Source organism: Cupriavidus sp. KK10 (assembly GCF_018223725.1).
GTDB classification, from domain to species: Bacteria; Pseudomonadota; Gammaproteobacteria; order Burkholderiales; family Burkholderiaceae; genus Cupriavidus; species Cupriavidus necator.
In genome coordinates, this window is the sequence record NZ_CP073678.1 from 1,624,627 (window position 1) to 1,648,331 (window position 23,705).

General features: G+C 61.6%; 19 protein-coding genes and 2 pseudogenes. 9 read left to right on the top strand and 12 right to left on the bottom strand.

Annotation, left to right across the window (positions count from 1 at the left end):
* Positions 1-50 precede the first annotated feature (50 nt).
* The 5 genes from KB879_RS38975 to KB879_RS38995 all read right to left on the bottom strand — a co-directional run bounded on the left by KB879_RS38975 (position 51) and on the right by KB879_RS38995 (position 4,254).
* Positions 51-746 (bottom strand): glutathione S-transferase N-terminal domain-containing protein, encoded by a 696-nt coding sequence (locus tag KB879_RS38975; protein WP_211983235.1) that lies wholly within the window; start codon positions 744-746, stop codon positions 51-53.
* A gap of 129 nt (positions 747-875) precedes the next feature.
* Positions 876-1,421 (bottom strand): carboxymuconolactone decarboxylase family protein, encoded by a 546-nt coding sequence (locus tag KB879_RS38980; protein ID WP_211984599.1) that lies wholly within the window; start codon positions 1,419-1,421, stop codon positions 876-878.
* Between the two features lie 187 nt (positions 1,422-1,608).
* Positions 1,609-2,238, bottom strand: a complete 630-nt coding sequence (locus tag KB879_RS38985; protein ID WP_211983237.1) for a nitroreductase family protein — start codon at positions 2,236-2,238, stop codon at positions 1,609-1,611.
* A 44-nt stretch (positions 2,239-2,282) separates the two neighbouring features.
* Positions 2,283-2,822: a carboxymuconolactone decarboxylase family protein gene (locus KB879_RS38990; protein ID WP_211983239.1), complete on the bottom strand. Its 540-nt coding sequence runs from the start codon at positions 2,820-2,822 to the stop codon at positions 2,283-2,285.
* 505 nt (positions 2,823-3,327) lie between these two features.
* Positions 3,328-4,254 (bottom strand): LysR family transcriptional regulator, encoded by a 927-nt coding sequence (locus tag KB879_RS38995; protein WP_211983241.1) that lies wholly within the window; start codon positions 4,252-4,254, stop codon positions 3,328-3,330.
* A 295-nt stretch (positions 4,255-4,549) separates the two neighbouring features.
* On the opposite strand from KB879_RS38995, the pseudogene KB879_RS40145 reads away from it, so the two are divergent.
* Positions 4,550-4,723 (top strand): annotated as a pseudogene (locus KB879_RS40145) (LysR substrate-binding domain-containing protein); the annotation flags it as partial.
* Between the two features lie 177 nt (positions 4,724-4,900).
* On the opposite strand, the gene KB879_RS39005 reads toward KB879_RS40145, so the two are convergent.
* From KB879_RS39005 to KB879_RS39030, 6 genes are all read right to left on the bottom strand, one after another.
* Complete coding sequence (locus KB879_RS39005) at positions 4,901-6,385, bottom strand: efflux transporter outer membrane subunit (protein WP_249221440.1); 1,485 nt, start codon at positions 6,383-6,385, stop codon at positions 4,901-4,903.
* Positions 6,386-6,396: 11 nt separating this feature from the next.
* The gene (locus KB879_RS39010) at positions 6,397-9,588 is read right to left on the bottom strand and encodes an efflux RND transporter permease subunit (protein WP_211983243.1); all 3,192 of its coding nucleotides are present in this window, start codon (positions 9,586-9,588) and stop codon (positions 6,397-6,399) included.
* A gap of 95 nt (positions 9,589-9,683) precedes the next feature.
* Complete coding sequence (locus KB879_RS39015) at positions 9,684-10,922, bottom strand: efflux RND transporter periplasmic adaptor subunit (RefSeq protein ID WP_211983245.1); 1,239 nt, start codon at positions 10,920-10,922, stop codon at positions 9,684-9,686.
* Positions 10,923-10,953: 31 nt separating this feature from the next.
* A complete protein-coding gene (locus KB879_RS39020) occupies positions 10,954-11,274 on the bottom strand; it encodes a hypothetical protein (RefSeq protein WP_211984621.1) in 321 nt (106 codons plus the stop codon).
* Between the two features lie 116 nt (positions 11,275-11,390).
* Positions 11,391-11,831 carry a lipocalin-like domain-containing protein gene (locus KB879_RS39025; RefSeq protein ID WP_211983248.1) on the bottom strand — a complete coding sequence of 147 codons (441 nt, stop codon included), beginning with the start codon at positions 11,829-11,831 and terminating at the stop codon, positions 11,391-11,393.
* Positions 11,832-11,873: 42 nt separating this feature from the next.
* Positions 11,874-12,338 (bottom strand): pyridoxamine 5'-phosphate oxidase family protein, encoded by a 465-nt coding sequence (locus KB879_RS39030; RefSeq protein WP_211984609.1) that lies wholly within the window; start codon positions 12,336-12,338, stop codon positions 11,874-11,876.
* 100 nt (positions 12,339-12,438) lie between these two features.
* Here KB879_RS39030 and KB879_RS39035 point away from each other — a divergent pair, with 100 nt between their 5' ends.
* The 4 genes from KB879_RS39035 to gorA all read left to right on the top strand — a co-directional run bounded on the left by KB879_RS39035 (position 12,439) and on the right by gorA (position 17,951).
* Positions 12,439-13,860 carry a PLP-dependent aminotransferase family protein gene (locus KB879_RS39035; protein ID WP_211984611.1) on the top strand — a complete coding sequence of 474 codons (1,422 nt, stop codon included), beginning with the start codon at positions 12,439-12,441 and terminating at the stop codon, positions 13,858-13,860.
* Positions 13,861-14,073: 213 nt separating this feature from the next.
* A complete protein-coding gene (locus tag KB879_RS39040) occupies positions 14,074-14,778 on the top strand; it encodes a glutathione binding-like protein (RefSeq protein ID WP_211983249.1) in 705 nt (234 codons plus the stop codon).
* Between the two features lie 278 nt (positions 14,779-15,056).
* Entirely contained in the window at positions 15,057-16,085 is a 1,029-nt protein-coding gene (locus KB879_RS39045; RefSeq protein ID WP_211983250.1) for a hypothetical protein, read from the top strand.
* A gap of 513 nt (positions 16,086-16,598) precedes the next feature.
* Complete coding sequence (gorA, locus tag KB879_RS39050; protein WP_211983251.1) at positions 16,599-17,951, top strand: glutathione-disulfide reductase; 1,353 nt, start codon at positions 16,599-16,601, stop codon at positions 17,949-17,951.
* Positions 17,952-18,257: 306 nt separating this feature from the next.
* On the opposite strand, the pseudogene KB879_RS39055 reads toward gorA, so the two are convergent.
* Positions 18,258-18,515: pseudogene (locus KB879_RS39055) on the bottom strand (TrkH family potassium uptake protein); the annotation flags it as partial.
* Between the two features lie 492 nt (positions 18,516-19,007).
* Here KB879_RS39055 and kdpF point away from each other — a divergent pair.
* The 4 genes from kdpF to kdpC are packed head-to-tail and all read left to right on the top strand — an operon-like array spanning position 19,008 to position 23,640.
* Positions 19,008-19,106, top strand: a complete 99-nt coding sequence (gene kdpF / locus KB879_RS39060; protein WP_211983252.1) for a K(+)-transporting ATPase subunit F — start codon at positions 19,008-19,010, stop codon at positions 19,104-19,106.
* Positions 19,103-20,890 carry a potassium-transporting ATPase subunit KdpA gene (kdpA, locus tag KB879_RS39065; protein ID WP_211983253.1) on the top strand — a complete coding sequence of 596 codons (1,788 nt, stop codon included), beginning with the start codon at positions 19,103-19,105 and terminating at the stop codon, positions 20,888-20,890. Before kdpF ends, kdpA begins: the two co-directional genes overlap by 4 nt.
* A 10-nt stretch (positions 20,891-20,900) precedes the next feature.
* A complete protein-coding gene (kdpB, locus tag KB879_RS39070) occupies positions 20,901-23,018 on the top strand; it encodes a potassium-transporting ATPase subunit KdpB (protein WP_211983255.1) in 2,118 nt (705 codons plus the stop codon).
* A 52-nt stretch (positions 23,019-23,070) separates the two neighbouring features.
* Positions 23,071-23,640, top strand: a complete 570-nt coding sequence (kdpC, locus tag KB879_RS39075) for a potassium-transporting ATPase subunit KdpC (RefSeq protein WP_211983257.1) — start codon at positions 23,071-23,073, stop codon at positions 23,638-23,640.
* The last annotated feature ends 65 nt before the right edge of the window (positions 23,641-23,705 follow it).

The following is a 23,705-nucleotide window of genomic DNA, read 5'->3' on the forward strand; positions in this document are numbered from 1 at the left end:
TCTACGCAGCTCGTGGGGCCTGCAGAAGCCTTCCCTCTCCGGGCTTCTGGCTAGGCCGCCGTCACTTCGAGCCCGCGCTGCACCGCCGGACGCGCGAGGCCGCGATCGAGCCACATCTGCACATGAAGAAAGCGGTCGAAGCCAACAATCTCGCGCGCTTCGTAAAAGCCGATCAGGTTGCGCACCCAGCCAAGCAACGAAATATCGGCGATGCTGTAGTCAGCGCCCATCACCCAGTCGCGGCCTGCGAGCCGTTCGTCGAGGACACCGAGCAGCCGCGCTGATTCGGTTGCGTAGCGGTCGCGCGGGCGCTTGTCCTCATAGTCTTTGCCGGCGAATTTGTTGAAGAAGCCAACCTGGCCGAACATCGGTCCGACACCGCCCATCTGCCACATCAGCCACTGGATCGTTTCGTAGCGCGTGCCGGGATCGGGGGAGAGGAACTGCCCCGTCTTGTCGGCGAGATAGATCAGGATCGCTCCCGATTCGAACAAGGCCAGCGGCCGTCCGCTCGGACCGTCAGGATCGTAGATCGCAGGGATCTTGCCATTGGGGTTGAGCGCGAGGAAGGCCGGACCGTGGTTCTCATTCGCCATGATGTCGATGCGGTGCGGCTCATAGGCGAGGCCTGTCTCCTCCAGCATGATGCCGACCTTCACTCCGTTGGGCGTCGGTAAGGAAAAGAGCTGGAGCCGATCGGGGTACTGCACCGGCCAGCGCGTGAAAATTGGATGATTGAGTGTCACTTTCTTCCTCCTAGACTTGTCGGCACATACGAAAAGCCCGGACGCGTTCCCAAAACTCTTTCCTGGGTGCTTACGGGCTCTGGCGTTACGCTAGGACCCTCGGAGAGGGTCGATGCGGCCGGATAAAGTTCAGATCGAGCCAGCCGGTGTGACGGCAGGAAAGTCCTTCTCGGGGTCGAACACGTTGTTGAAAAAATTCGTCAGGGAGTACATGGCCACCAGCGCGACGATCTCCATGACGTTCGCATCCGTGTAGCCGGCATCGCGCACAGCTTTCAGATCGGTGTCACTGACCTGGCCGCGGGTCTCGATGACTTTGCGCGCAAACTGGAGGGCGGCGTCCCGCTTCGGGTCGCTGGCGTGGCCCTTCCGAGCGAGAATGATTTCCTCGGCCGACAGCTTGGCCATATGCTCGGCCGTAAAGCTGTGAACTGTCAGGCAGTAGTTGCAGCCATTCACTTCGGAGACAGCGAGACCGATGCCGTCACGCGTCTTCACGTCGAGCGCCCTGCTCAAGGAGCCGAGCAGAGTGGCCCATGCGTTGAACGCAATCGGGCTCTGCGCGAAGCTCGCCATCATGTTTGGGGTGAACCCGATGTTCTTGGTGAACGCATCGAGAGTCGGTTTCGAATCGGCCGGTACCTGTTCCGGCTTTAGAGCTACAGTTCTTGCCATCATAATCTCCGTGAGTTACGCGTTTCGCTAATTGGGGAAAGTCCATGTGGGAACCATCCCTCGGCTTACTTCGTGCCCGAGTCTTGGGTCGAAGCTGGTCATGCCTTCAAGTAGGAGGTACCTTGCGGCCGCCTCCCGCTTGAAGGCCACTTAGTCGTTCGGCGCGATCACTGCCGCCGCGACGCACCTATACCAAATCCAACACATCGTCCACCGGACGGCGCGGCTTCTGCGCCCAGTTTCCCGGGCGCTCTGCCCCGATGGACAACAGCATGACCGGCACTTCGTTTGCAGCCAGTCCGAACTCGCGGTGCACCGCTTCGGCATCGAAACCGATCATCGGCGTCGAACCCAGGCCCAGCGAGCGGGCCGCATAGATCATCGCCGCCACGCCGAAGGTGCCGGTGCGTACGGCCTCGTCGCGCTGGCGCTGTGGGTAGTCCATGTACAGATCGCGTGCGGGGATTTCCCATTCAGGCACCATCGTTGCCGGCATAACGCCTGCTTCAACCAACGGAGCCAGGCGTTCCGGTATTACGCTGGAATCGGCCAATTGGCCGCAGACGATGAAGGTAACGGCGGCATCGGTGATCGCAGGTTGATTCCAGGCGATCGGACTCAGCCGAGCCTTGGCTTCACGTGTGCGCACGGCGATGAAGCGCCAGTTCTGCATGTGGAAGGATGTCGGCGCGGCGGTGCCGATTCGCACCAGCTCGCGGATTTGGTCGTCGCTCAAGGTGGCGGCAGGGTCGTAATACTTGGCGGCGCTGCGGCTCAAGATACATTCGATGACAGCATTGGTAGTTTCGTTGGTCATGGTTATTCCTATGGGTGAAGCGATAGGCTGTCCGGCAAGGCGGCTCACTCTACGGCCGGAAAGTCGACGTCGGTACCGTTGATACGGTTGAAGGTACTGGTGAAGATGGCGAGCGCGATGGCAAACGAGATCTCAGCCAACTGGGTGTCGGTGTAGCCGGCCTCACGAATGGCAGTGAACTCGTCTTGGCTGATCGTGCCGCTGGTGGTCTGCAGGTGGGACACGAAGCGCACCAAGGCATTACGCTTGGCGTCACCCGTGGCTTGCCCCGCGCGAATGGCGCGCAAGGCATCGACCGGCAGGCCCACCATCTTGCCCACAAAGCTGTGGGCGGCCACACAAACGTCGCAACCCGCCTTCACGCTGACCAACAGCTTGATGGTTTGGAGGTCTTGCTGGCTCAGGCTGCCTGAGGCCAGTGCGCCTTGGGCGTTGAGCAGCGCGGCCAAAGAGGCCGGCGCGAGGTGGCCCAAGGCGGCGTACGTGTTCGGGACACGGCCACCGGCAATCTTCTTGACCTGCGCGTAGATATCAGCGGTGGCGCCGGTGGCGGACTCGATGGCGGGAATAGCGATACGGCTCATGGTGCGACCCTTTCATCAGGTGGTTAGGAGCCTCCACTTTAGGCGTACCCGATACCGATTTCGAGACTACCTTTGATCAATAAAATGCCCAAAAGGATCAAAAAAACGAGGCGACCCATCCTCCACCTTCGGCGCGGCAATGAAGCGCGACGTTTGCGGTACGGTTCCCGGATGGGGTCATGCAGCAGCGGTACTCGCACATGACGTACCAGGCCGGCACCCCGCGCGGTGATTGCCACCGCCGAAGCCCGGTACGCCACCGATTTCCTCGAAGACCTGGAGTCTTTCACAGTGCCCCCAAGCTGGGCATCCATGGTGACGACGACCAGAGTGCGCCGGTGGAAGTCACTGGGCGTGAGTCGGCACGCTTCCTTACGCATAGCGCGTTAAGTGGAGTACGAAGGCGGCAGCCACTATTTGGCTCATTAGGCGACAGGTGTGCGAGGACATGGGTAAGCGAAGTCTCCGGTCTGCACAAGCGGAAGGGAGCAAAACCGATCGGTGATCAGGCCGCGAGTTGCAGCGCTGCCGCGCCGAAATGCGGATGCCGCGAAAAGATCTCAGCAGCCCAGTTCACGAACACCCGCACCTTGGCCGACAGGTGCCGGTTCTGCGGATACATCGCTGAGATCGGCAGTTCGTCGGTCTGCCACTCCGTCATGATTTCCACCAGCCGGCCACTATTGATATAGGGTTCGGCCATCGCCCGAGAGATGCGCGCAATGCCGTGGCCTTCCAATGCGCAGCCCAAATAGACGTCGGCATCGTTGGTGGAGATCACCGAAGGCAGCAGCACTTCGCTGCGTTCGCCGCCACGGATCAGCGGCCACGGCGTTGCGCGTCCGGTGCGGTTCGACAGGAAATTCACCGCCTTGTGCTGCGCCAGCTCCCTGAGATCGTGAGGCGTGCCGAAGTGGCGCAGATAGATCGGCGACGCATAGAAGGCCAGCCTCAGCCGGCCGATGCGACGCGCCACCATCGATTCCTCGAGCGCACCCACGCGCAGCACCACGTCCACGCCTTCCTTGAGCAGGTCGATCGGCTTGCCGTTGCTGGTCAGTTCGAGCTTTAGTTCCGGATACGCATTGAAGAAGTCGTGCAGTTGCGGGATCAACACCATTTTCGCGAGCCCGCTCGTGGTGTCCACCGTCAGCGTGCCGCGCGGCGAGTTGTTATGGTGCGTCAGCAACTGCTCCGCTTCCTCGACGTCTGCCAAGATGCGTACGCAGCGTTCGTAATAGGCGGCGCCATCGGTGGTCACGCTGATGCGCCGCGTGGTCCGGTGCAGCAGCTTGACGGCCAGATGGGTCTCCAGCTTCTGGATCAAGCGGGTGAGCGTGGCCTTTGGCAGGTCGAGCGACTCCGCTGCGCCCGCAAAGCTGCCTACATCCACCACCCGAGTGAATGCCTGCATTGAGACTAGACGATCCATGATGAGAGCTTTAGAAAGGAGTAAGACTTAAGCGCATTCTCCGACCGTTACGTATGTCGCAAACCGTGAAATGGGTCACACCGATATCAAACACAGCTATCAAATGACCCGAACGTGTCCAAGCTATTGACCCGTAAAGAAAAGTTCCCCGTACCGTGCCCTTGACAGGTAGTGGTGGCACTTTTGCTTGCGAAGCGGTGGCGCTCTTGCTTCGGTATACGGCGGCGGCGCGCGGATTCCTGTCACCACGCTGCGGGGGCTGATCTCCGGGCAGGCCGACCTGGGGGTATCGAACATGCCGCTCGCGCACCCGAATCTGGAATCGCGCTTGCTGGTGAAGAACCCGATCGTGGCGCTGATTCCCGCCGGTCACCGGCTCAGTACGCAAGGCTGGGTCCGCCCAAGCAAACTGGCGGGGGAGGATCTGATCGGATACGGGCCGGACGTACCCTTCGGCCTGCTGGTGCATGAGGTCTTTGGCCGGGAAGGCGGCCAGTCGGACATGCGGGTGCAGGTGGAACAGGCCCACGGCCAGGGCGCTGCCCCAAGCGGGCGCAGGTTTACAACCTCCCGTACCAACCGAGATGTGGGTAAAGGCAAGCCCGTTGTACGGGAGAGGGCGCCTGCCAGAGGCATACTAACCGGATCAGTTCTTGGCAACCGACTCCGGCAACGGACCCCAGCCACCGCCCAGGCTACGCACCAGCGACACCGCAGCCGCCGCGCGCAGGCCGGCCACCGCGTTGGCATCGCGCTGCGACTGCAGCACTGTGCGGTCCGCGTCGATCACGGTCAGGTAGTCCACCGCTCCGGCATCGTAGCGGCTGCGCGAGGTGCGCTGCGCCCGCTTCGCCCCGGCCAGCGCACCGTCGAGCGCCGTGGCCTGCTGGCTGAGCCAGCGCACATCGGCCAGGCTGTCTTCCACTTCGCGGAAGGCCACCAGAACGGTCTGCTGGTAGCGCGCCACGCTTTCCTCATGTGCGGCGCGGGCACCGGCCAGGTTCGAGCTGTTGCGGCCACCGTCAAACACGGTCTGCGCGACGGTAGTGCCGACCAGCGGCCCAAGCATCCAAGTACGCGACGACCACTTGAACAGGTTCGACAGGTCTGACGACTCAAACCCGAACAACGCCGTCAGCGAGATGCGCGGGAAGAACGCTGCCTTCGCGATGCCGATGCGCGCATTGGCCGCTGCCATCTGGCGCTCTGCGGCAGCGATATCGGGGCGACGTTCGAGCAGTTCCGACGGCAGTCCAGCCGGTACGGACACCGGCGCGGTGTCGAGCGGCCTCGCGGCCAGCCCGAACTGCGACGGCGCCACGCCGGTCAGCACGGCGAGCGCATGCTCCTGGTTGACCCGGCGGCGCTCGGTACTGGCCAGGTCGGCACGCGCGGTGCCGAGCTCGGCTTCGGCGCGTGCCGGGTCCAGATCCGTCGTCTCACCCGCTTCGTAGCGCTTGCGCAGCAGCGACAGCGCGTCCTCGCGCAACTTGATCGTCGCGTTGAGCAACTCGCGGTCGCTGTCGAGCGTGCGCAGTGCGAAGTAGGCTTGCGCCGTATCGGCTTGCAGCGCGAGCTGGACCGAACGGTACAGGTCCGCGGCGCCCTGCTCCTCGGCACGCGCCGCGTTCACACTACTGGCCACGCGGCCGAACAGGTCCAGCTCGTAGTTGGCAAACAAACGGGCCTTGTACACCGTCCGGGCCGGCACACGCGTGCCATCGGGCAGCCCTTGCGAGGCGGCCGAGGGCTGCGTGCGGGTCGGATCGAAGCCCGCCGTCAGCTGCGGATACATGTCCGCCTCGGTGGCGCCGGTGAACGCGCGCGCCTGCTTCAGGCGGGCCGCCGCAGCGGCCAGGTCCTGGTTATGCGCGTTGGCCGCGTCGATCAGGCGGTCGAGCTCGGCATCGCCAAACACCTTCCACCAGTCGCCGCGCTGCTGGCCCTCGGCCGGCGCGGCGGTCTTCCACTGCGCACCCTCGGTGGCGGCGGCCTCGGCTTCCTTGAACGTCGCAGCGGTGGGCGTCTCCGGCACCTTGTACGTCGGTGCCAGCGAGCAGCCCGCCAGCACCAGCGCGGCAGCCAGGGTGGCAAGCTTGGGCAGGTACTGCTTCATCACGTTGTTGTTCATGTCTTTCACCATCACTCTGCGGACGCCACGACGTGCGAGGCCGAAGCAGCCGTCGACACCGCCTCACGGCGTTGCTTGCGGGTGGCCAGTAGACGCAGTGCCACGTAGAACACCGGCGTCAGGAACAGGCCGAAGAACGTCACACCCAGCATTCCCGCGAACACGGCCACGCCCATCGCATGACGCATTTCCGCACCGGCACCGGTGGACACCACCAGCGGCACCACACCCATGATGAACGCGAACGACGTCATCAGGATCGGGCGCAGACGCAGGCGACTGGCTTCGATGGCAGCCTGCACCACGGTGCGGCCATGGTGTTCCAGCTCCCGTGCGAATTCCACGATCAGGATCGCATTCTTCGCAGACAACCCGACCAGCACGATGAAGCCGATCTGCGTGAAGATGTTGTTATCACCACGCGTGAGCCACACGCCAGTCATGGCGGCCAGCAGGCTCATCGGCACGATCAGGATCACGGCCAGCGGCAGCGTCAGGCTTTCGTACTGGGCAGCCAGCACCAGGAACACGAGCAGCACGCACAGCGGGAAGATCCACACACCCGCATTGCCCGCCAGGATGTCCTGGTAGGTCAGCTCGGTCCATTCGAAGCTGATGCCCTTTGGCAGCGTCTCCGCCGCGATACGCTCGGCAGCCGCCTGTGCCTGGCCCGACGAGAAACCGGGTGCCGGGCCGCCGTTCATGTCGGCAGCGGTAAAGCCGTTGTAGCGGGTCACGCTATCGGGGCCGAAGCTCTGCTTGACCTTCACCAGCGACGACAGCGGCACCATCTCACCCGAACTGCTGCGCGCCTTCAGCTGCAGGATGTCCTCGGCGTGCTGGCGGAACTGCGCATCCGCCTGCACCTTGACCTGGTACGTACGGCCGAACTTGTTGAAGTCGTTCACGTAGGACGAACCTAGATAGGTCTGCAGCGTCTCGAAAACGTCGGTCACGGGCACGCCCAGCTGCTTGGCCTTGGTACGGTCGAGCTGCACGTCGAGTTGCGGCACGTTTACCTGGTAGTTACTGAAGATGCGGGCCAGTTCAGGCGTGGCGCGCGCCTTGGTCATGAACGCATTGGTCGCATTGAACAGCTCGTCATACCCCAGTGCGGCACGGTCCTCGATCATCATCTTGAACCCGCCGATCGTGCCCAGGCCCTGCACCGGCGGCGGCGGGAACACGGCGATGAACGCGTCCCGGATCGCCCCATATTGCTTGTTCAGGTCGGCGGCAATCGCATTGCCCGACAACTCCGCGCTCTTGCGCTTCTCGAACGGATCGAGCGTGACGAACACGATGCCGGCGCTCGGGCTGTTCGTGAAGCCGTTGATCGACAGGCCCGGGAAGGCCACGGCCGATTCCACGCCTGGATGCTTGAGCGCGATCTCCGACATGCGGCGGATCACGTCCTCGGTACGATCCAGCGTGGAGCCATCAGGCAGCTTGGCAAAGCTCACTAGGTACTGCTTGTCCTGCGCCGGTACGAAGCCCTTCGGCACGAGTTGGAAGACCCCCCAGGTGGCCACCAGCATCACGGCGTAGACGCCGAACACCGAACCCTTGCGGCGGATCACGCCCTTCACGCCACGGCCATAGCTGTCCGAGCTGCGGCCAAAGAAGCGGTCGAAGCGGGCGAAGAACTTGCCAAATACCTTGTCTATGCCGCGCGTGAGCCAGTCCTTGGGCGCATCGTGGCCCTTCAGCAGCAACGCGGACAGTGCCGGGGACAGCGTCAGCGAGTTGAACGCCGAGATGATCGTCGAAATCGAGATCGTTAGCGCGAACTGCTTGTAGAACTGACCGGTCAGGCCCGTCATGAAGGCCAGCGGCACGAACACGGCAATCAGCGTCAGCGCGATCGCGATGATCGGGCCACTCACTTCGCGCATGGCCTTGTACGTGGCCTCCTTCGGCGACAGCCCTTCCTCGATGTTCCGTTCGACGTTCTCCACGACCACTATCGCATCGTCCACCACGATACCGATCGCCAGAACCAGGCCGAACAGGCTCAGCGCGTTGATCGAGAAGCCGAATGCATGCATCAGGCCGAACGTACCGACGATCGACACTGGCACCGCCAGCAGCGGGATGATCGACGCACGCCACGTCTGCAGGAACAGGATCACCACCAGCACCACCAGCGCGATGGCTTCGAACAGCGTGTGGACCACGGCCTCGATCGAGTGGCGCACGAACTGCGTGGGGTCATAGACGATGCTGTAGTCCACGCCTTCCGGCATATTCTGTTTCAGCTCGGCCATGGTCTTGCGCACGTCATTCGCGATCTGGATCGCGTTCGAGCCCGGCGACTGGCGGATCGGCAACGCCACTGCGGACTTGTTGTCCAGCAGCGAACGCAGTGCGTATTCCGACGCACCGAGTTCAATGCGCGCGATGTCCTTCAGGTACGTGACGACACCGTCAGGCGAAGTCTTGACGATGATGTCGCCAAACTCCTCCACGGTTTGCAGACGACCCTGTGCGTTCACCGACAGCTGCAGGTCGGTGCCTGGCAGCGACGGCGACTGGCCGATCACGCCGGCCGCCACCTGCACGTTCTGTTCGCGGATGGCGCGCACCACGTCGGACGCGGCCAGCCCGCGCTCGGCGATCTTCTCGGGGTTCACCCACACGCGCATCGAGTAGTCACCCGAGCCAAACATCAGCACCTGGCCCACGCCCTGGATCCGCGCGAGGCGGTCCTTCACGTTGATCAGCGCATAGTTGCGCAGGTACGTCATGTCGTAGCGGTCGTTCGGCGAGACCAGGTGGACCACCATGGTCAGATCCGGCGAGCTCTTGACCGTGGTGATGCCCAGGCGGCGTACGTCTTCGGGCAGGCGCGGTTCGGCCTGCGAGACACGATTCTGCACCAGCTGCTGGGCCTTGTCGGGGTCCGTACCGAGCTTGAAGGTCACCGTCAGCGTCAGGTTGCCGTCGCTATTGGTCTGCGAGTTCATGTAGAGCATGTCCTCGACGCCGTTGATCTGCTCTTCCAGCGGCGTGGCCACGGTCTCGGCGATTACCTTCGGGTTGGCGCCCGGGAACTGCGCGCGCACTACCACCGACGGCGGCACCACTTCCGGGTACTCCGAGATTGGTAACTTGAACATCGAGATGGCGCCGATCAGGAAGATCAGCACCGACAGCACGCCCGCGAAGATCGGACGATCGATAAAGAATTTCGAGAGATTCATCTTGGTCTCGGCGAAAGCAGTCCCCCCTGGCGGTCCGCCGGAGCGGACGCCATGTACAACTGCAGGGGAAAAAATCAGTTCGGTGTCGGGCAGGCTCAGCTCACCTTGGCCTTGTCGGCTCTCCCCTCGTCCGCCGCCTGCTTGCGTTGGGGCGTGGTGCCACGCGGCTCCAGTTCGCCGCGATACGCCATCGTCACGGCCTTCGGTGCCACGGTGTCGCCGGGGCGCACACGCATCAGGCCATTCACGACGATGTTCTCGCCCGGCTGCAGACCCTTGCGGATCACGCGCAGCCCTTCGTACGTGGGCCCGAGTTCGACTTCGCGATACACGAGCTTGTTGGCCTTGTCGACCACGAGCACGAACTTCTTGCCCTGGTCGGTACCGATGGCGCGGTCGTTGATCAGCACGGCCGGGTGCGGCGAACCGCCACCGAGCTTGACCTTCGCGTACAGGCCCGGCAGCAGACGGCCATTGTCGTTGTCGAATACGGCACGCACGCGGATGGTGCCGCTGCGCGTGTCGAGCCGGTTGTCGATCGAGTGGATACGACCCTTGTGCGGGTTGCCGTCCTCGTTGGCCAGGCCCAGGAATACCGGCAGGTCGTTCTTGCCGCCGCCAGCGCCCGGCTGCGTGTAGCGCAGGTAGCTCTGCTCGTCGACATCGAAGCTCGCGTACACCGGCGAGACCGACACCACCGACGTCAGCGGCGGCGACGCGGCACCGGCCGCCACGAGGTTGCCCACCGTGATTTCCGCACGCGAGACCTTGCCCGAGACCGGCGCAACGATGCGCGTGTAGCTCAGGTTCAGCTTCGCCACTTCCAGCGCAGCCTGCGCGCCGCGCACATTGGCCGACAATTCGCTGGCGGCGTTGATGCGCTCGTCGAATTCGCGACGCGAGATTGCGTTGTCGTCGAGCAGGCGTTGCGCACGGGCCTTCTCGGTCTGCGCGTGCGCAGCGCGTACCTGGGCCGCGGCCAGCGCCGCTTCGGCGCGCGCCACTTCTGCGGCGTACGGACGCGGATCGATCGTGAACAGCGGGTCGCCCTTCTTCACGATCGAGCCTTCGCGGAAATGCACCGTTTCGATCGTGCCGGAAACGCGCGGACGGATTTCCACGCGGTCCACGGCTTCGATGCGGCCCGAGAACTCATCCCATTCGGTGATGGTCTGGCCCACTGCCGATGCCACTTCGACGGCCGGAGCCGGCGGCGGCGTGTTGGCCTGGGCTTCCCCTCCGTGCCATGGGCGCAGTACCGAGGTTGCCACGCCCGCCCCAAGGATTGCCACGATGGCAAAGGCGATCAGCATGCGTCGAGATTTGTGATTCATCTTTCTTAACTCCGTGTTTCGTCGGGTTTCTTCAACTGGAAAAGCAAAAATTCGGGCCGAACGCTCCCCGCCTGCCTCGCGGCTTGCCGGCCGCGATGGAATTCAAGCGCGCCTGCCAGGCTTCGAACTCAGCCAGAATCTCCGTCTTTCGCGCCAGATCCCACCGCCGGATCACGTGCAGCAGGCCGTCGGCGGTCTTGCCGTTGATCCACCCGCGGTGGCTGCTCGTTCTGCAGCATGCCTTCAGGCGTGCGAAGTCGTGTGAGCGGTCTTGTTCGGATCTCTTGCGTGATGCCGCATAAAGCCGGATATTGTTTTCCCGGCGCAGGCTGTGATTCCGTCGTATGTCCAACTGGATTTCACGAGTTTCATAGCTAACCGCAGTATTTACCGACCTGGCGGTGGTCCGTATCCATCTTTAACGGCCAGCTGTGACACTATAGGCTTGCCCAATTGATCGCTCAGGCATCATCTCAGTCCCTGCAGGACCACTTCCGCTGTGCCGCCGCTCGAAGCCGCCGTCGTCCACTTAAGTTGGTCTCCACTAATGGTGAACGGTCGCTTCTGCTGGACTCGGTTCCAGTTCGGAAACGAACTGGTGGCGACATGGAACGTGATCGTCTTGTCGGCCTCGTTCACTGTATAGGTCCCGAAGTGAGCGATCATTCCTCGCGCGATGGCCTTGTTTTCCTCCGGCGTGCCCTCCATTCGGTTGGCGGACGCAAATTTTGCAATATCGGCGCGAGATGTCATCAGGATATAGTGGCCGCTCCCGTCGAAAACTGCGAGCCCTTGCGGATTGGTGCCGTACATCGGTTGCCGACTGCCGTCCGGGCGCACGGTATCGACCGATACGTAGGCCGACGTTCCGACAACCTGTTCCTTCAGCGTCCCGGTTTGGGCGGCCATCCCACGACCCGCAGGGCCGTCAATGGGCTGCTGTGGCGTGCTTCAATCCCGTTTCTGGACACCGTATTTCGCCATATACACTTCGCGAAGGGCCTCTTCCGAAGCCCCCGCTCCGAAGCGGTAGGCCGGCGACAGCAGCGACAGCGCCTCGCGCACGTCGATGCGGACGACGTGATTCACCGGATAGTCCGGGCCGTTCGTCTGCCTAACCCACTCAGCGACGTACGTCCGTTCAGGATCGGCGGTGGGTAGGATCCGGGCCATCCCGTTGAAGCGATAGCCGCGCCGGGTGAAGACATCGACGACGTTGATCGAAATCGCCGGATTGCGTCGGAGATTCTCGATGGTCTGAGGCGAGGCGATGTCCGCGAAAAATAACGTGTCGTTTTGCGCGAATAGCGACGCCTTCGGCGAAAGATTCGGCGTTCCATCGTCATTTACCGTCGCGACGAACGAAAGGATCGCGCGTTGAATGACATCGAGCATGTCGGTGGTAAGAATCGGCATCATGGACCTTAAGTTTGCGGCTGCGGAGTGCTACCGGGGTCTATACTACGAAAGCGATGGCATAGTGGACAGAGCCATGATTCGCCATATCGACCAAGCCATGATTCACGCACAGACAGGCAAGTTTCCCCCACTCGACACGGCCTCCACGGAGCCTCTGTACCGACAGATCTATGCCCGGTTCCGCGGAGCCATTGCGGACGGTCTTCTCGCGCCAGGGGATCGGGTCCCATCGGCCCGCGCACTGGCCGAGGAATTGGGATTGTCGAGAGGAACCATTGACGTTGCCTATGCGACGTTGATCGCCGAGGGGTACTTTCAGCCTCGCGGCCAAGCGGGCACTTTCGTCACGCCGGGTCTGAAGCCCCGGTTGCCGGTACCGCCGGCAGTCCAGCCGGCGGTTTACGCCGCGGGTACGGTGAAGATGCGCCCTACGTCGATGCTGCCACTGCAGATGGGACTGCCCGCGCTAGACGCATTTCCCCGAAAAATCTGGGCCCGGCTAGGCGCGCGATGCATACGTGCCACCCAGATTCCCGAGATGATCTATCCGCCTGCACACGGCCTGCAGCCGTTGCGGACTGCAATTGCCACCTATCTCCAGGTCGCGCGCGGGATTACCTGCTCTCCATCACAAGTGTTCGTTACTTCCGGATATCGCAACACGCTGGAGTTGATCGTCCACGCGCTTCTCAATGCAGGGGACCGGGTCTGGGTCGAAGATCCCGGCTACCCGCCCACTCGACAGTTGCTGCAACACGCGAACATTGTGGTCACCCCCGTTCCGGTGGACGAGGAAGGACTGGTCGTCGCGCGCGGCGTAAGAACCGCGTCGCGCGCGCGTGCGGCAGTCGTTACACCGGCGCATCAGAGTCCACTTTGTGTGTCGCTATCGTTGCATCGGCGCCTGGCACTGCTTGATTGGGCATCACGAAGCCAGGCGTGGATCGTCGAAGATGACTACGACGGCGAATACAGGTATGTGAGCCGTCCGTTGCCCGCGCTCAAGAGCCTCGATCGCGACGGGCGCGTTCTCTATGCGGGCACGTTCAGCAAGGTTCTGTTTCCCGGCATTCGACTTGCGTACCTCGTGGTACCGGAAGCGCAGGTTGAACGGTTCGAACTGATCAGTCAGATTTTCTCGGGCGGCGGGCCTGAACTAACGCAGGCCATCGTCACCGCCTTTCTAGCGGAAGGACATTTTGCCCGTCATATCCAGCGCATGCGAAAGCTGTATGCGGAGCGCCGGGCAGCCGCCACAAACGGACTGGAGCGAGCCCTAGGAGCGCACATGCGCATCGATCCGCAGCCGGGAGGAATGCATCTAGTTCTACGCATGCAGGGTCAAGGATCGGATTGCTCGCTCGCTGAGCGCATACGGAGCCATGGCATGTTTGCTCACGCGCTGACCAACTGGAGCATCAGCGAAAAGGTAAAACCTGCCTTGCTGCTCGGCTTCACCAACATCGACTCCGAGAGCACCGCCGAGAAACTCGGACGGCGCATCTTGAAGCTCATCTGAGCGCGCCCGCAATTCGATCCTGACGATTTCGCAAGTGCCATGGCCTACAAATCTGGGCCACTCATGGCCCTTTGCTACTGGACCATAGTGCGGCAGGATGAAGGCTCCTTAAACATAGCCCCGTCGAGAGGATCCGCGATAAGCAGTGGTGTCGACTACGCCTAGATTGCGCCGCGGCCCGGCTTGTCGTCGCTTTTCTTTTGAAGGACGCCCATGAACGAACTTTCCGCCTTCCCGATCACCCGCAAATGGCGCGCACAGCACCCTGAGCGCATCCAGCTCTATTCGCTACCGACACCGAACGGCATCAAGGTTTCGGTCATGCTCGAAGAAACGGGACTGCCGTACGAACCACACCTTGTGCGCTTCGATACCGACGATCAGATGTCGCCGGAATTTCTGTCGCTCAATCCCAACAACAAGATCCCGGCCATCCTTGACCCGGCCGGCCCCGGCGGCAAGCCGCTCGGCTTGTTCGAATCGGGCGCTATTCTGCTTTATCTGGCCGACAAGAGCGGGCAGTTCATCCCGCAGGACGCCGCCGGCCGCTATGAAACCGTCCAATGGCTGATGTTCCAGATGGGCGGCATCGGCCCGATGTTCGGTCAGGTGGGCTTTTTCAACAAGTTCGCCGGCAAGGACTATGAGGACAAGCGCCCGCGCGACCGTTACGTCGCCGAGTCACGCCGTTTGCTCAACGTTCTCGACGGACGGCTCGCCGGACGCACGTGGATCATGGGAGACGCTTACACGATCGCCGACATGGCCGTATTTCCATGGGTGCGCAATCTGGTGGGCTTTTATGAGGCCGGCGATCTGGTCGGCATCGACGATTTTCCGCACGTCATGCGGGTATACAAAACGTTCATCGAGCGTCCAGCCGTTGTGAAGGGTATCGATATACCCAGCCGCGGCTGAGACGCTCCCCATCGTCCGTCGAAATCCGGTTACCGCGCAAACGCTCGTGTTGCGAAGCCGATCGATTTCCGTCGATTAGCCAGTGGGACGGCGGCCTTTAGCGGACCCTCTCGCTCGAACGGCGGAAGTGTTTTCTCAAAGCGATAGGGCGATCGCGAGGAAACTAGTCATCCCAATTCTGGTTGCGGCGTTAGCCGCGGATCAGGCGACCAATAATCCCCCATTGGCACGGCGTGACTTTAGTCTTGCGCATTGCCACTGCAACCAGAGTTAGGACCATGACGCATGTCGCAACTGCAAACAACTCGCCAGCTGTGCATTCCTACTGGCATTTGGCCCCCGCCGTCCTGGCGCTGGGTTATCCCTGGTATCTTGCACGTTTTTACGACGCGGCCGCTGCCCATCATACGTTCGCCGCGTTGACGGCTTTTGCAGTTGTCCTCACAGTTCCGATAAGCGCCTTCGTCAGCCTGTGCTCCCTCGGACGACAACCGGCGCCAACCGCACGCGGCGTCATTCTTCAGCGTCTCGCCCATTTCACGTTTGCTTCACCACCGCTCTTTGTCATCGTGGGAGTCTTCCTCTATCTGATGAAAATAAGCGGCGCAGACGAAAAAGTCTGGCTGGGTATCTGGGCCGCGGTGCTCTGTGCCGCCATGCTGGCCTTGCTGACGAGCCCGACCGTCGATAAGAGTGCGCGCGCGGCACGCCGCTTGGCGCCGGTGCGGGCGATGCATGGCGTCGCATCGGCCACAATCATTCTCGTTTTCCTTTTCCCGCACCTTGGCAATCATGCGATCGGCATCTTCGGCACGGACACGCACAAGGCGGTCATGCTGGTCCTGCGTCACCTCTATCGCGCCGGATGGCTCGAACCTATCCTGATTGCGCTCTTTTTATTCCAGATCGTGAGCGGTCTCGTGCTGTTGTTGCCGAAGCTAGGTGAGAAGCGGGATCTCCTTGGTACGCTGCAAACGGCATCGGGTGCCTATCTTGTGATATTCATAGCGTCGCATATCAACGCGGTGTTTATCCTCGCGCGATATTTCGGCACCGATACGGACTATGCATGGGCCACCGGGCTGCCGAATGGTCTCATCGCCGATTCCTGGAATGTGCGGCTAATCCCGCATTATTCACTGGGCGTGTGGCTGATCCTTAGCCACATCATCTGCGGCCTGCGCACGGTCATGCTGGCTCACGGAGTTTCCATGCCTCGAACCAATGTCATTTGCTGGACGTTGATTGGCGCCGCATCGCTGTGGGCTGCGGTAGTCGTTACCGGCATGGTTGGGGTACGGATCTGACGCCCAGTATGCGCCTGGAAGATCGACAATTGCATTCGCCGGGGTTCAGCCGATTACACCGCTCAGGACCGGCGCAAACGGGAATTTTGACCTGTTCTGGTCTACGGAAGCCGTCTCGTGCCGATGGCAGAAACGTTTAACGGAAATTCATTGTGTCGCATATGCCGTCTGTCATGCAGCCAATATCGGATATTCGAACTCGTGAGAAGACTTTTTTGGCTCGCTATGCCTAGATTTCCAATTGTCGGTTGGATCGTACGATGTGAATCTACAAGTGAACACTGGATCAAATATCTGCGCGTTCCCTCCAACATTTTAATTCACCGTGTTTTTTCCGTTGGATTTCTGAGTTTGGGATACGGATAACGGTGCCGTCTACAAAGAGAATATCGGCGGGACGGCACGGCACTTCATCTGAAGCTAGATTTGGATCTTCTGTGCTTGCTGAATTTGAATAGAACCCGGTGTGACCGACTTACAAGTGCACACTGTTTAGTCAATGAGAGTATAGACATGCATGGTTTTGATTTTGACCTATTTGTAGTTGGCGGTGGGTCCGGTGGGGTTCGTGCCAGTCGTATCGCTGCGTCGCACGGCGCAAGGGTTGGTATCGCTGAGGCGTATCGGCTGGGAGGCACTTGTGTGATCCGGGGTTGTGTTCCGAAGAAGCTCATGATGTATGCGTCTCAGTTTCGCGGCGCATTCGAGGACGCGTGGGGATATGGATGGAACATCGAAGGCCCCTATGTTCACGACTGGCCGCGCATGGTGGCTGCCAGGGACGAGGAAATCGATCGGCTGGAGGGCGTATACCGAGGGCTGCTCGATAGGGCTGGTGTCGCGGTCTTTCAAGGCCGAGCGGAACTGGACGGCCCGAATCGGATCCTGGTCGATGATCAGATCATCACCGCCAAAACCATTCTCATCGCGACCGGCGCGGCACCAGTTCGGCCTGATATTCCTGGAGCCAAGTTCATGGCGACGTCTGATGACATCTTTAGCCTACGGAAAGCGCCGTCCCGCGTAGCAATAATTGGTGGGGGCTACATCGCGTGCGAATTCTCAGGGATCTTTAGCGGACTGGGGGCGCAGGTTGTCCAGTTGCATCGCGGGGAGCAGATTCTCCGGGGATTCGACGATGAACTGAGAGATCACCTTGCGGATCAAATTTCACGCAGGGGTGTTGACCTTCGCTGCAGCATCCAAGTTACGGCGGTTGAGCGTACGCACGACGGTATGTCCGTCTATCTATCTGACGGCTCAACCTTGGAAGTCGACACGCTGATGATTGCTGCCGGGCGTCAATGCGCCACCAGCAGACTTGGATTGGATACGGTTGGTGTGGAAGTCGACGATATCGGCGCTATTAAAGTAGACCAATTCTCCTGCACTACGAACCCAGGCATCTATGCAGTCGGCGACGTGACTAATCGGGTCAATTTGACGCCCGTGGCCGTTCAAGAGGGGCACGCATTCGCTGATACGGTGTTTGGTGGGCGACCCCGAGCAATCTCACATGAGAACGTCCCCAATGCAGTCTTCAGTCAGCCCCAGGCAGCGTCTGTTGGCCTGAGCGAGACGCAGGCTAAGGCGAAGTACCCCAATGTCAAGATATTTGGTAGCTCCTTCCGGCCGATGACGGCGGTGTTGTCGTCTCGAGATGAGCGAGCGCTTATCAAGCTTGTCGTCGACGCGAGCTCTGACCGAGTGCTTGGAGCGCACATTGTTGCCGCCGATGCTGCGGAGATCATTCAAGGCTTGGCGATTGCGATTAAGTCGGGTGTAAGAAAGGCCGACATGGACGCAACCCTCGGTGTCCATCCAACGATCGCCGAAGAGTTTGTCACGCTGCGCGAACCGCGATGAATTTGGGTAGAGCAGCATCTGCAGCCTTCTGTAGGCGGCTAGAACCATCGCTGATGATTCCTGCGTCTTGCAGGTCTGTAATTCGATGCGCAACGGCGGTTTCCGTCGCATGCCTGCCAATGGCATGCCGAATGCATCGAGGTGCAATAACGTCACGCGGTCCAACAACGCTGGATCCCGGTCGGACAGCTGGGTCCGAAACTTCTGCGCCGCCCGGTTACCAGGTGGCGCAGGCCCCGGTCACTGTAGTCGGTACGACCCGCGCCTGTTTTCACCCTGGCGTTGGGAATCGTCACCCCTTCCAGCGGTGATCATGCCAAAGCCGCCAAGCTGGAACAGCACCATGATGACCGCCTGGCCGAAGCCGGACCAATAAGTTCCCGTATCCACGACCACCAGGCCGGTCACGCAGACTGCAGAGACCGCGGTGAAGAATGCGGTCAGCCAGGGCACACTCCCGCCATCGACCCGGGACCAGGGCAACATCAGCAGTACGCTGCCTGCCACGATGGCCAGCAGGAAACCCATGGCAACGGTCCGAGTTGGATGCAGAGATGCTCTCATTCCGGAATTGTGTCCTGAAGTCTGTCACAAATCCACGTTTCCAAACGGTCCGCCCAGCGTCCGAGCGGGGCCCACTCGCCGCCGCAGTGGTTGGCGCAACGAAGACGGAAATACGATCGGGGCAGGGCTAAAGCTACCTCACGCGCCAACAACAGCGACCAGCGCCACACACCGGTCAGCACCTCCGGAGTTGCTGAGACGCCGTGAATCCCGCTCAGCCGAAAGTGCATTGCCACATACATTGTGGCGACTTGCCCGCTGGATGCCGGCAAGCGGACCGACTCTGCTCGGCGACGCGTGTCTTTACACATTTTTTATGTCGCCGACCCTGGTCTTTACACGCTCTTTACACCAATTTTTCTACATTCCGTTTGTCACCCTCCGTGGCACGGAGCCATCTCATGGACACGCTGGTCGCGTTATCCATCGCGGTCTTTGGTGCGGCGCTATGGGCGCTGATTGCCGCCTGCCGGCGGCTGGAACGTCGGTCCCATGAGCGCTGAACAGCTTTATTGGCTGGTGGGTGGCGTTTCCTTCGGCCTGTTCCTCTACCTGCTCTACGCGCTGTTCAACGCGGAGGAGGTGACATGAACGCGTCGCCCTTCGTCCAGCTCGGCCTCTACCTGGTTGTACTGTTCGCGATGGCCTGGCCACTAGGTCGTTACCTGACCGCCGTAATGGATGGTCAGCTGAGCGCCCGTTACGGCTGGCTCGGTGCCTTCGAGCGGGGCATCTGCAGGCTGATCGGCACCAACGCCGACGAAGACATGCCGTGGTGGCACTACGCCATGGCCATCGTGCTCTTCAACCTGCTCGGCATGATTGCCGTCTATGTGCTGCAACGCTTGCAAGGCGGGCTGCCGCTCAATCCGGCCGGCATGACGGGTGTCGAAGCCGGCTCGGCCTTCAATACCGCCGTCTCCTTCACCACCAACACCAACTGGCAGGGCTATGGCGGCGAAAGCACCATGAGTTACTTGACGCAGATGCTGGCGCTGACGGTTCAGAACTTCCTTTCGGTTGCCACGGCGATCGCGGTGGTGGTGGCATTGGTTCGAGGTTTCGCGCGCCGCTCGGCCGCCGGCATCGGCAATGCCTGGCTCGATCTCGGTCGTGCAACCGGCTATGTGCTGTTGCCGCTGTCCTTCCTCCTTGCTTTGTTCCTGGTCGGTCAGGGGGTAATCCAGAATTTTGCTGGCTACCAGGATGTGAAGCTGATCGAGCCGCTCGCCTACCAGCGGCAAAAGCTCGATGCCAATGGCCAGCCCATGGTGGATGCCGTTGGGAAGCCGGTCATGGAGAACCGGAGGACCGACAAGCAGATCATCGCGATGGGTCCGGTGGCCTCGCAGGAAGCGATCAAGATGGTAGGCACCAATGGTGGCGGCTTCTTCAACGCCAACTCGGCTCACCCCTATGAGAATCCGAACGGTGCCACCAATTTCATCGAGATGCTGGCGATTTTGCTGATTCCGGCTGCACTGTGCTTCATGTTCGGCGCTATGGTCGGCGATATGCGCCAGGGCGTAGCGGTCGTCGCCGCCATGACCGTGATCTTCGTCGCCATGTTCGCCGTGGTGCAGTGGTCCGAGATGCAAGCCAACCCGCTGCTGACCAGGCTCGGCGTAGATGGCGCAGCCGGCAACCTCGAGGGCAAAGAGATTCGCTTCGGCATTACCGCGTCCAGCCTGTTTGCCACCATTACAACGGCGGCGAGCTGCGGCGCGGTGAACACGATGCATGACAGCCTGATGCCGCTGGGGGGGCTTGCGCCGATGCTGCAAATGCAGCTCGGCGAGGTCGTATTCGGCGGGGTCGGCTCGGGTCTGTACGGCATGCTGGTCTTCGCTATCCTGGCAGTGTTCCTCGCGGGCCTGATGATCGGACGCACGCCAGAATACCTCGGCAAGAAGATCGAAGCCTATGAGATGAAGATGGTGTCGGCCGCGATCCTGATCACCCCCCTCCTGGTGCTCGGTGGGACCGCGGTCTCGGTGCTGGCCAAGGATGGCCTGGTGGGCATCCTGAACCCGGGCGCACACGGCTTCTCCGAAGTGTTGTATGCCTTTTCCTCCGCCGCCAATAACAATGGGTCGGCGTTTGCCGGACTGGGCGCCAACACGCCTTACTACAACTTCTTGCTGGCGCTGGCAATGTGGTTCGGCCGCTTCGTTCCTATCGTGGCGGTGCTTGCCATTGCCGGAAGCCTGGCCAAAAAACCTCGCCTGGCCGTATCGAGCGGCACCATGCCAACACATGGGGTGCTATTTGTTCTCTTGCTGGTCGGTACGGTGATGATGGTCGGCGCGCTCACCTATATTCCGGCCCTGGCGTTGGGTCCCATGGTCGAACACCTGCAGTTGTTCGCGCATTAGGACACCGGACATGAACGATACGACAAAACCAGAGCTGCACCCGCAGACTATTCAAAGAGCTGGCGCCCACACCGCGCAGACGCTGCCGTTGTTCGACCCGGCACTGGTCAAGCCAGCCATTGCGGAATCGTTTTGTAAGCTCTCGCCGCGCGCTCAGCTCCGTAACCCCGTCATGTTCGTGGTCTGGGTCGGCAGCGTGCTGACTACTCTGCTCGGCATCCAGGCAGTCAGGGGCCAAGGCGAGGCGCCGGCCGGCTTCATCCTTGCCATCTCGGCGTGGCTTTGGTTCACTGTGTTGTTCGCTAATTTCGCCGAAGCGCTGGCCGAAGGCCGCGGCAAGGCGCAGGCTGCCACGCTGCGCCATAGCCGCAGAAACGTCATGGCAAAGAAGCTCGACCACCCCCAACGCGAAGCCAGGATCACGGTGACGGACTCGGCCAGCCTGCGTCGGGGTGATCTCGTATTGATCGAGGCGGGTGACTTCGTGCCGGCCGACGCCGAGGTACTGGAAGGCGTCGCCTCGGTGGACGAATCAGCCATCACCGGTGAATCGGCTCCGGTCATCCGCGAATCCGGCGGCGACTTCTCGGCCATCACCGGCGGCACCCGTGTATTGAGCGACTGGCTGATAGCGCGCGTCAGCGCCAACCCGGGCGAGGCCTTCCTCGACCGCATGATCGCCATGGTGGAAGGTGCTAAGCGGAAGAAGACACCCAACGAGATCGCCCTCACCATCCTGCTGGTCGCGCTGACACTGGTGTTCCTGATGGCTACCGTTACGCTGCTGCCGTTTTCGCTCTACAGCGTGAACGCGGCAGGCACCGGCAGCCCCGTCAGCATCACGGTGCTGGTAGCACTGCTGGTCTGCCTGATCCCGACTACCATCGGTGGCCTGCTCTCCGCCATCGGCGTGGCCGGCATGAGCCGCATGATGCAGGCCAACGTGATTGCGACCTCTGGCCGCGCGGTGGAGGCCGCAGGCGACGTTGACGTACTTTTGTTGGACAAGACTGGAACCATCACCCTTGGCAACCGCCAGGCTAGCGCGTTCCTGCCGGCACCGGGCGTCACTGAAAGCGAGCTCGCCGATGTCGCGCAGATGGCTTCGCTTGCCGATGAAACGCCGGAAGGTCGCTCCATCGTGGTGCTAGCCAAGGAAAAGTTCGCCCTGCGTGGGCGTGAGCTGCACGACGCCCACTTTATCCACTTCACCGCCCAGACCCGCATGTCCGGCGTCGATATCGGCGAACGGCAAATTCGCAAGGGTTCTGCCGACGCCGTCAAGACTCACGTGGAAGCCATAGGAGGCCATTGCCCGCAGGGCGTGACCGACCTGGTCGACCAGGTTGGCCGACGCGGAGGCACCCCTCTGGTAGTGGTCGATGGCCAGCGGGTGATGGGCGTGGTCGAACTAAAAGACATCGTCAAAGGCGGCATCAAGGAGCGCTTTGCCGAGCTGCGCGTGATGGGCATCAAGACAGTGATGATCACTGGCGATAACCGCCTGACCGCAGCCGCCATCGCGGCCGAGGCCGGTGTCGATGACTTTCTCGCCGAGGCCAGGCCAGAAGACAAGCTCAAGCTGATTCGCAACCATCAGACCGAGGGCAGACTGGTGGCGATGACCGGCGACGGCACCAACGACGCTCCTGCGCTGGCGCAGGCAGACGTGGCGGTGGCGATGAACAGCGGGACACAGGCCGCCAAGGAGGCCGGCAATATGGTCGACCTCGACAGCAACCCAACCAAGCTGATCGAGATCGTCGAGACTGGCAAGCAGATGCTGATGACGCGCGGCGCACTGACTACGTTCTCAGTGGCCAATGACGTGGCCAAGTATTTCGCCATCATCCCGGCCGCGTTTGCGGTCACGTACCCGCAACTGAAGGTGCTGGATGTGATGCACCTCTACAGCCCGGCTTCGGCCATCCTGTCAGCAGTAATTTTCAACGCCGTCGTCATTATTGCCCTGGTCCCGCTGGCGCTGAGGGGGGTGAAGTATCGCGCGTTGGGCGCCGACGCGTTGTTGCGGCGCAACCTGCTGATCTACGGGCTGGGCGGGCTGGTTGTGCCATTTGTCGGTATCAAGCTGATCGATCTGGTACTGGGACTCATCGGCGTCGCCTAGCTGGCGGGAGGCTCGCCAGAGGTGAAACCGGATTCAGCAAGGAGCTCCGATCATGAAAACGCTGATTAGACCGGCCGTGTCGCTGTTCCTGGTGCTGAGCGTCGTGACCGGCCTGCTCTATCCGGCTGCCGTCACCGGCGTGGCGAGGCTGCTGTTCCCGCATCAGGCGGCGGGCAGCCTGATCCAGCACGGCAACGAGGTGGTCGGCAGCGAGTTGATCGGTCAGGCATTCAGCGGAAAGGGATATTTCTGGAGCCGCCCGTCGGCCACCGCGCCGATGCCAAACAATGCCGCATCGTCCGGCGGCTCTAACTTTGGCCCGACCAATCCGGCCCTGGCCGATGCGGTCAAGGCTCGCGTGGAGGCGGTCCGTGCCGCCCATCCGGACCAAACCGGCCCGGTGCCGGCTGACCTAGTGACGGCCTCGGCCTCCGGTCTTGACCCGCACATCTCGCCGGCAGCAGCCTACTATCAGGTTGATCGCGTCGCCACGGCCCGGGGGATGCCACCGGCCAAGGTCCGGCAGTTGGTCGAGCAGTATCGCGAGGGGCCCAGTTGGGGCATTTTCGGCGACAGCACCGTGAACGTGCTCAAATTAAATCTGGCGCTCGACGAGGCATGACCCGCGTCTTCCCAACGGCGGAGGAATGCGAATCTTCAGGCCTTGCCAGGCGAGCCGTTTCTGGA

Excerpts from the sequence above, each read along its gene's own strand:
- KB879_RS38990 (WP_211983239.1), bottom strand. The coding sequence starts at position 2,822 with ATGAGCCGTATCGCTATTCCCGCCATCGAGTCCGCCACCGGCGCCACC.
- KB879_RS38980 (WP_211984599.1), bottom strand. The coding sequence starts at position 1,421 with ATGGCAAGAACTGTAGCTCTAAAGCCGGAACAGGTACCGGCCGATTCG.
- KB879_RS39030 (WP_211984609.1), bottom strand. The coding sequence starts at position 12,338 with ATGCCGATTCTTACCACCGACATGCTCGATGTCATTCAACGCGCGATC.
- kdpF (WP_211983252.1), top strand. The coding sequence starts at position 19,008 with ATGAGCGCTGAACAGCTTTATTGGCTGGTGGGTGGCGTTTCCTTCGGC.
- KB879_RS39025 (WP_211983248.1), bottom strand. The coding sequence starts at position 11,831 with ATGGCCGCCCAAACCGGGACGCTGAAGGAACAGGTTGTCGGAACGTCG.
- KB879_RS39005 (WP_249221440.1), bottom strand. The coding sequence starts at position 6,385 with ATGAACAACAACGTGATGAAGCAGTACCTGCCCAAGCTTGCCACCCTG.
- KB879_RS38985 (WP_211983237.1), bottom strand. The coding sequence starts at position 2,238 with ATGACCAACGAAACTACCAATGCTGTCATCGAATGTATCTTGAGCCGC.
- kdpC (WP_211983257.1), top strand. The coding sequence starts at position 23,071 with ATGAAAACGCTGATTAGACCGGCCGTGTCGCTGTTCCTGGTGCTGAGC.
- KB879_RS39015 (WP_211983245.1), bottom strand. The coding sequence starts at position 10,922 with ATGAATCACAAATCTCGACGCATGCTGATCGCCTTTGCCATCGTGGCA.
- KB879_RS39035 (WP_211984611.1), top strand. The coding sequence starts at position 12,439 with ATGATTCACGCACAGACAGGCAAGTTTCCCCCACTCGACACGGCCTCC.
- KB879_RS39045 (WP_211983250.1), top strand. The coding sequence starts at position 15,057 with ATGACGCATGTCGCAACTGCAAACAACTCGCCAGCTGTGCATTCCTAC.
- kdpA (WP_211983253.1), top strand. The coding sequence starts at position 19,103 with ATGAACGCGTCGCCCTTCGTCCAGCTCGGCCTCTACCTGGTTGTACTG.
- KB879_RS39040 (WP_211983249.1), top strand. The coding sequence starts at position 14,074 with ATGAACGAACTTTCCGCCTTCCCGATCACCCGCAAATGGCGCGCACAG.
- KB879_RS38995 (WP_211983241.1), bottom strand. The coding sequence starts at position 4,254 with ATGGATCGTCTAGTCTCAATGCAGGCATTCACTCGGGTGGTGGATGTA.
- gorA (WP_211983251.1), top strand. The coding sequence starts at position 16,599 with ATGCATGGTTTTGATTTTGACCTATTTGTAGTTGGCGGTGGGTCCGGT.
- kdpB (WP_211983255.1), top strand. The coding sequence starts at position 20,901 with ATGAACGATACGACAAAACCAGAGCTGCACCCGCAGACTATTCAAAGA.
- KB879_RS39010 (WP_211983243.1), bottom strand. The coding sequence starts at position 9,588 with ATGAATCTCTCGAAATTCTTTATCGATCGTCCGATCTTCGCGGGCGTG.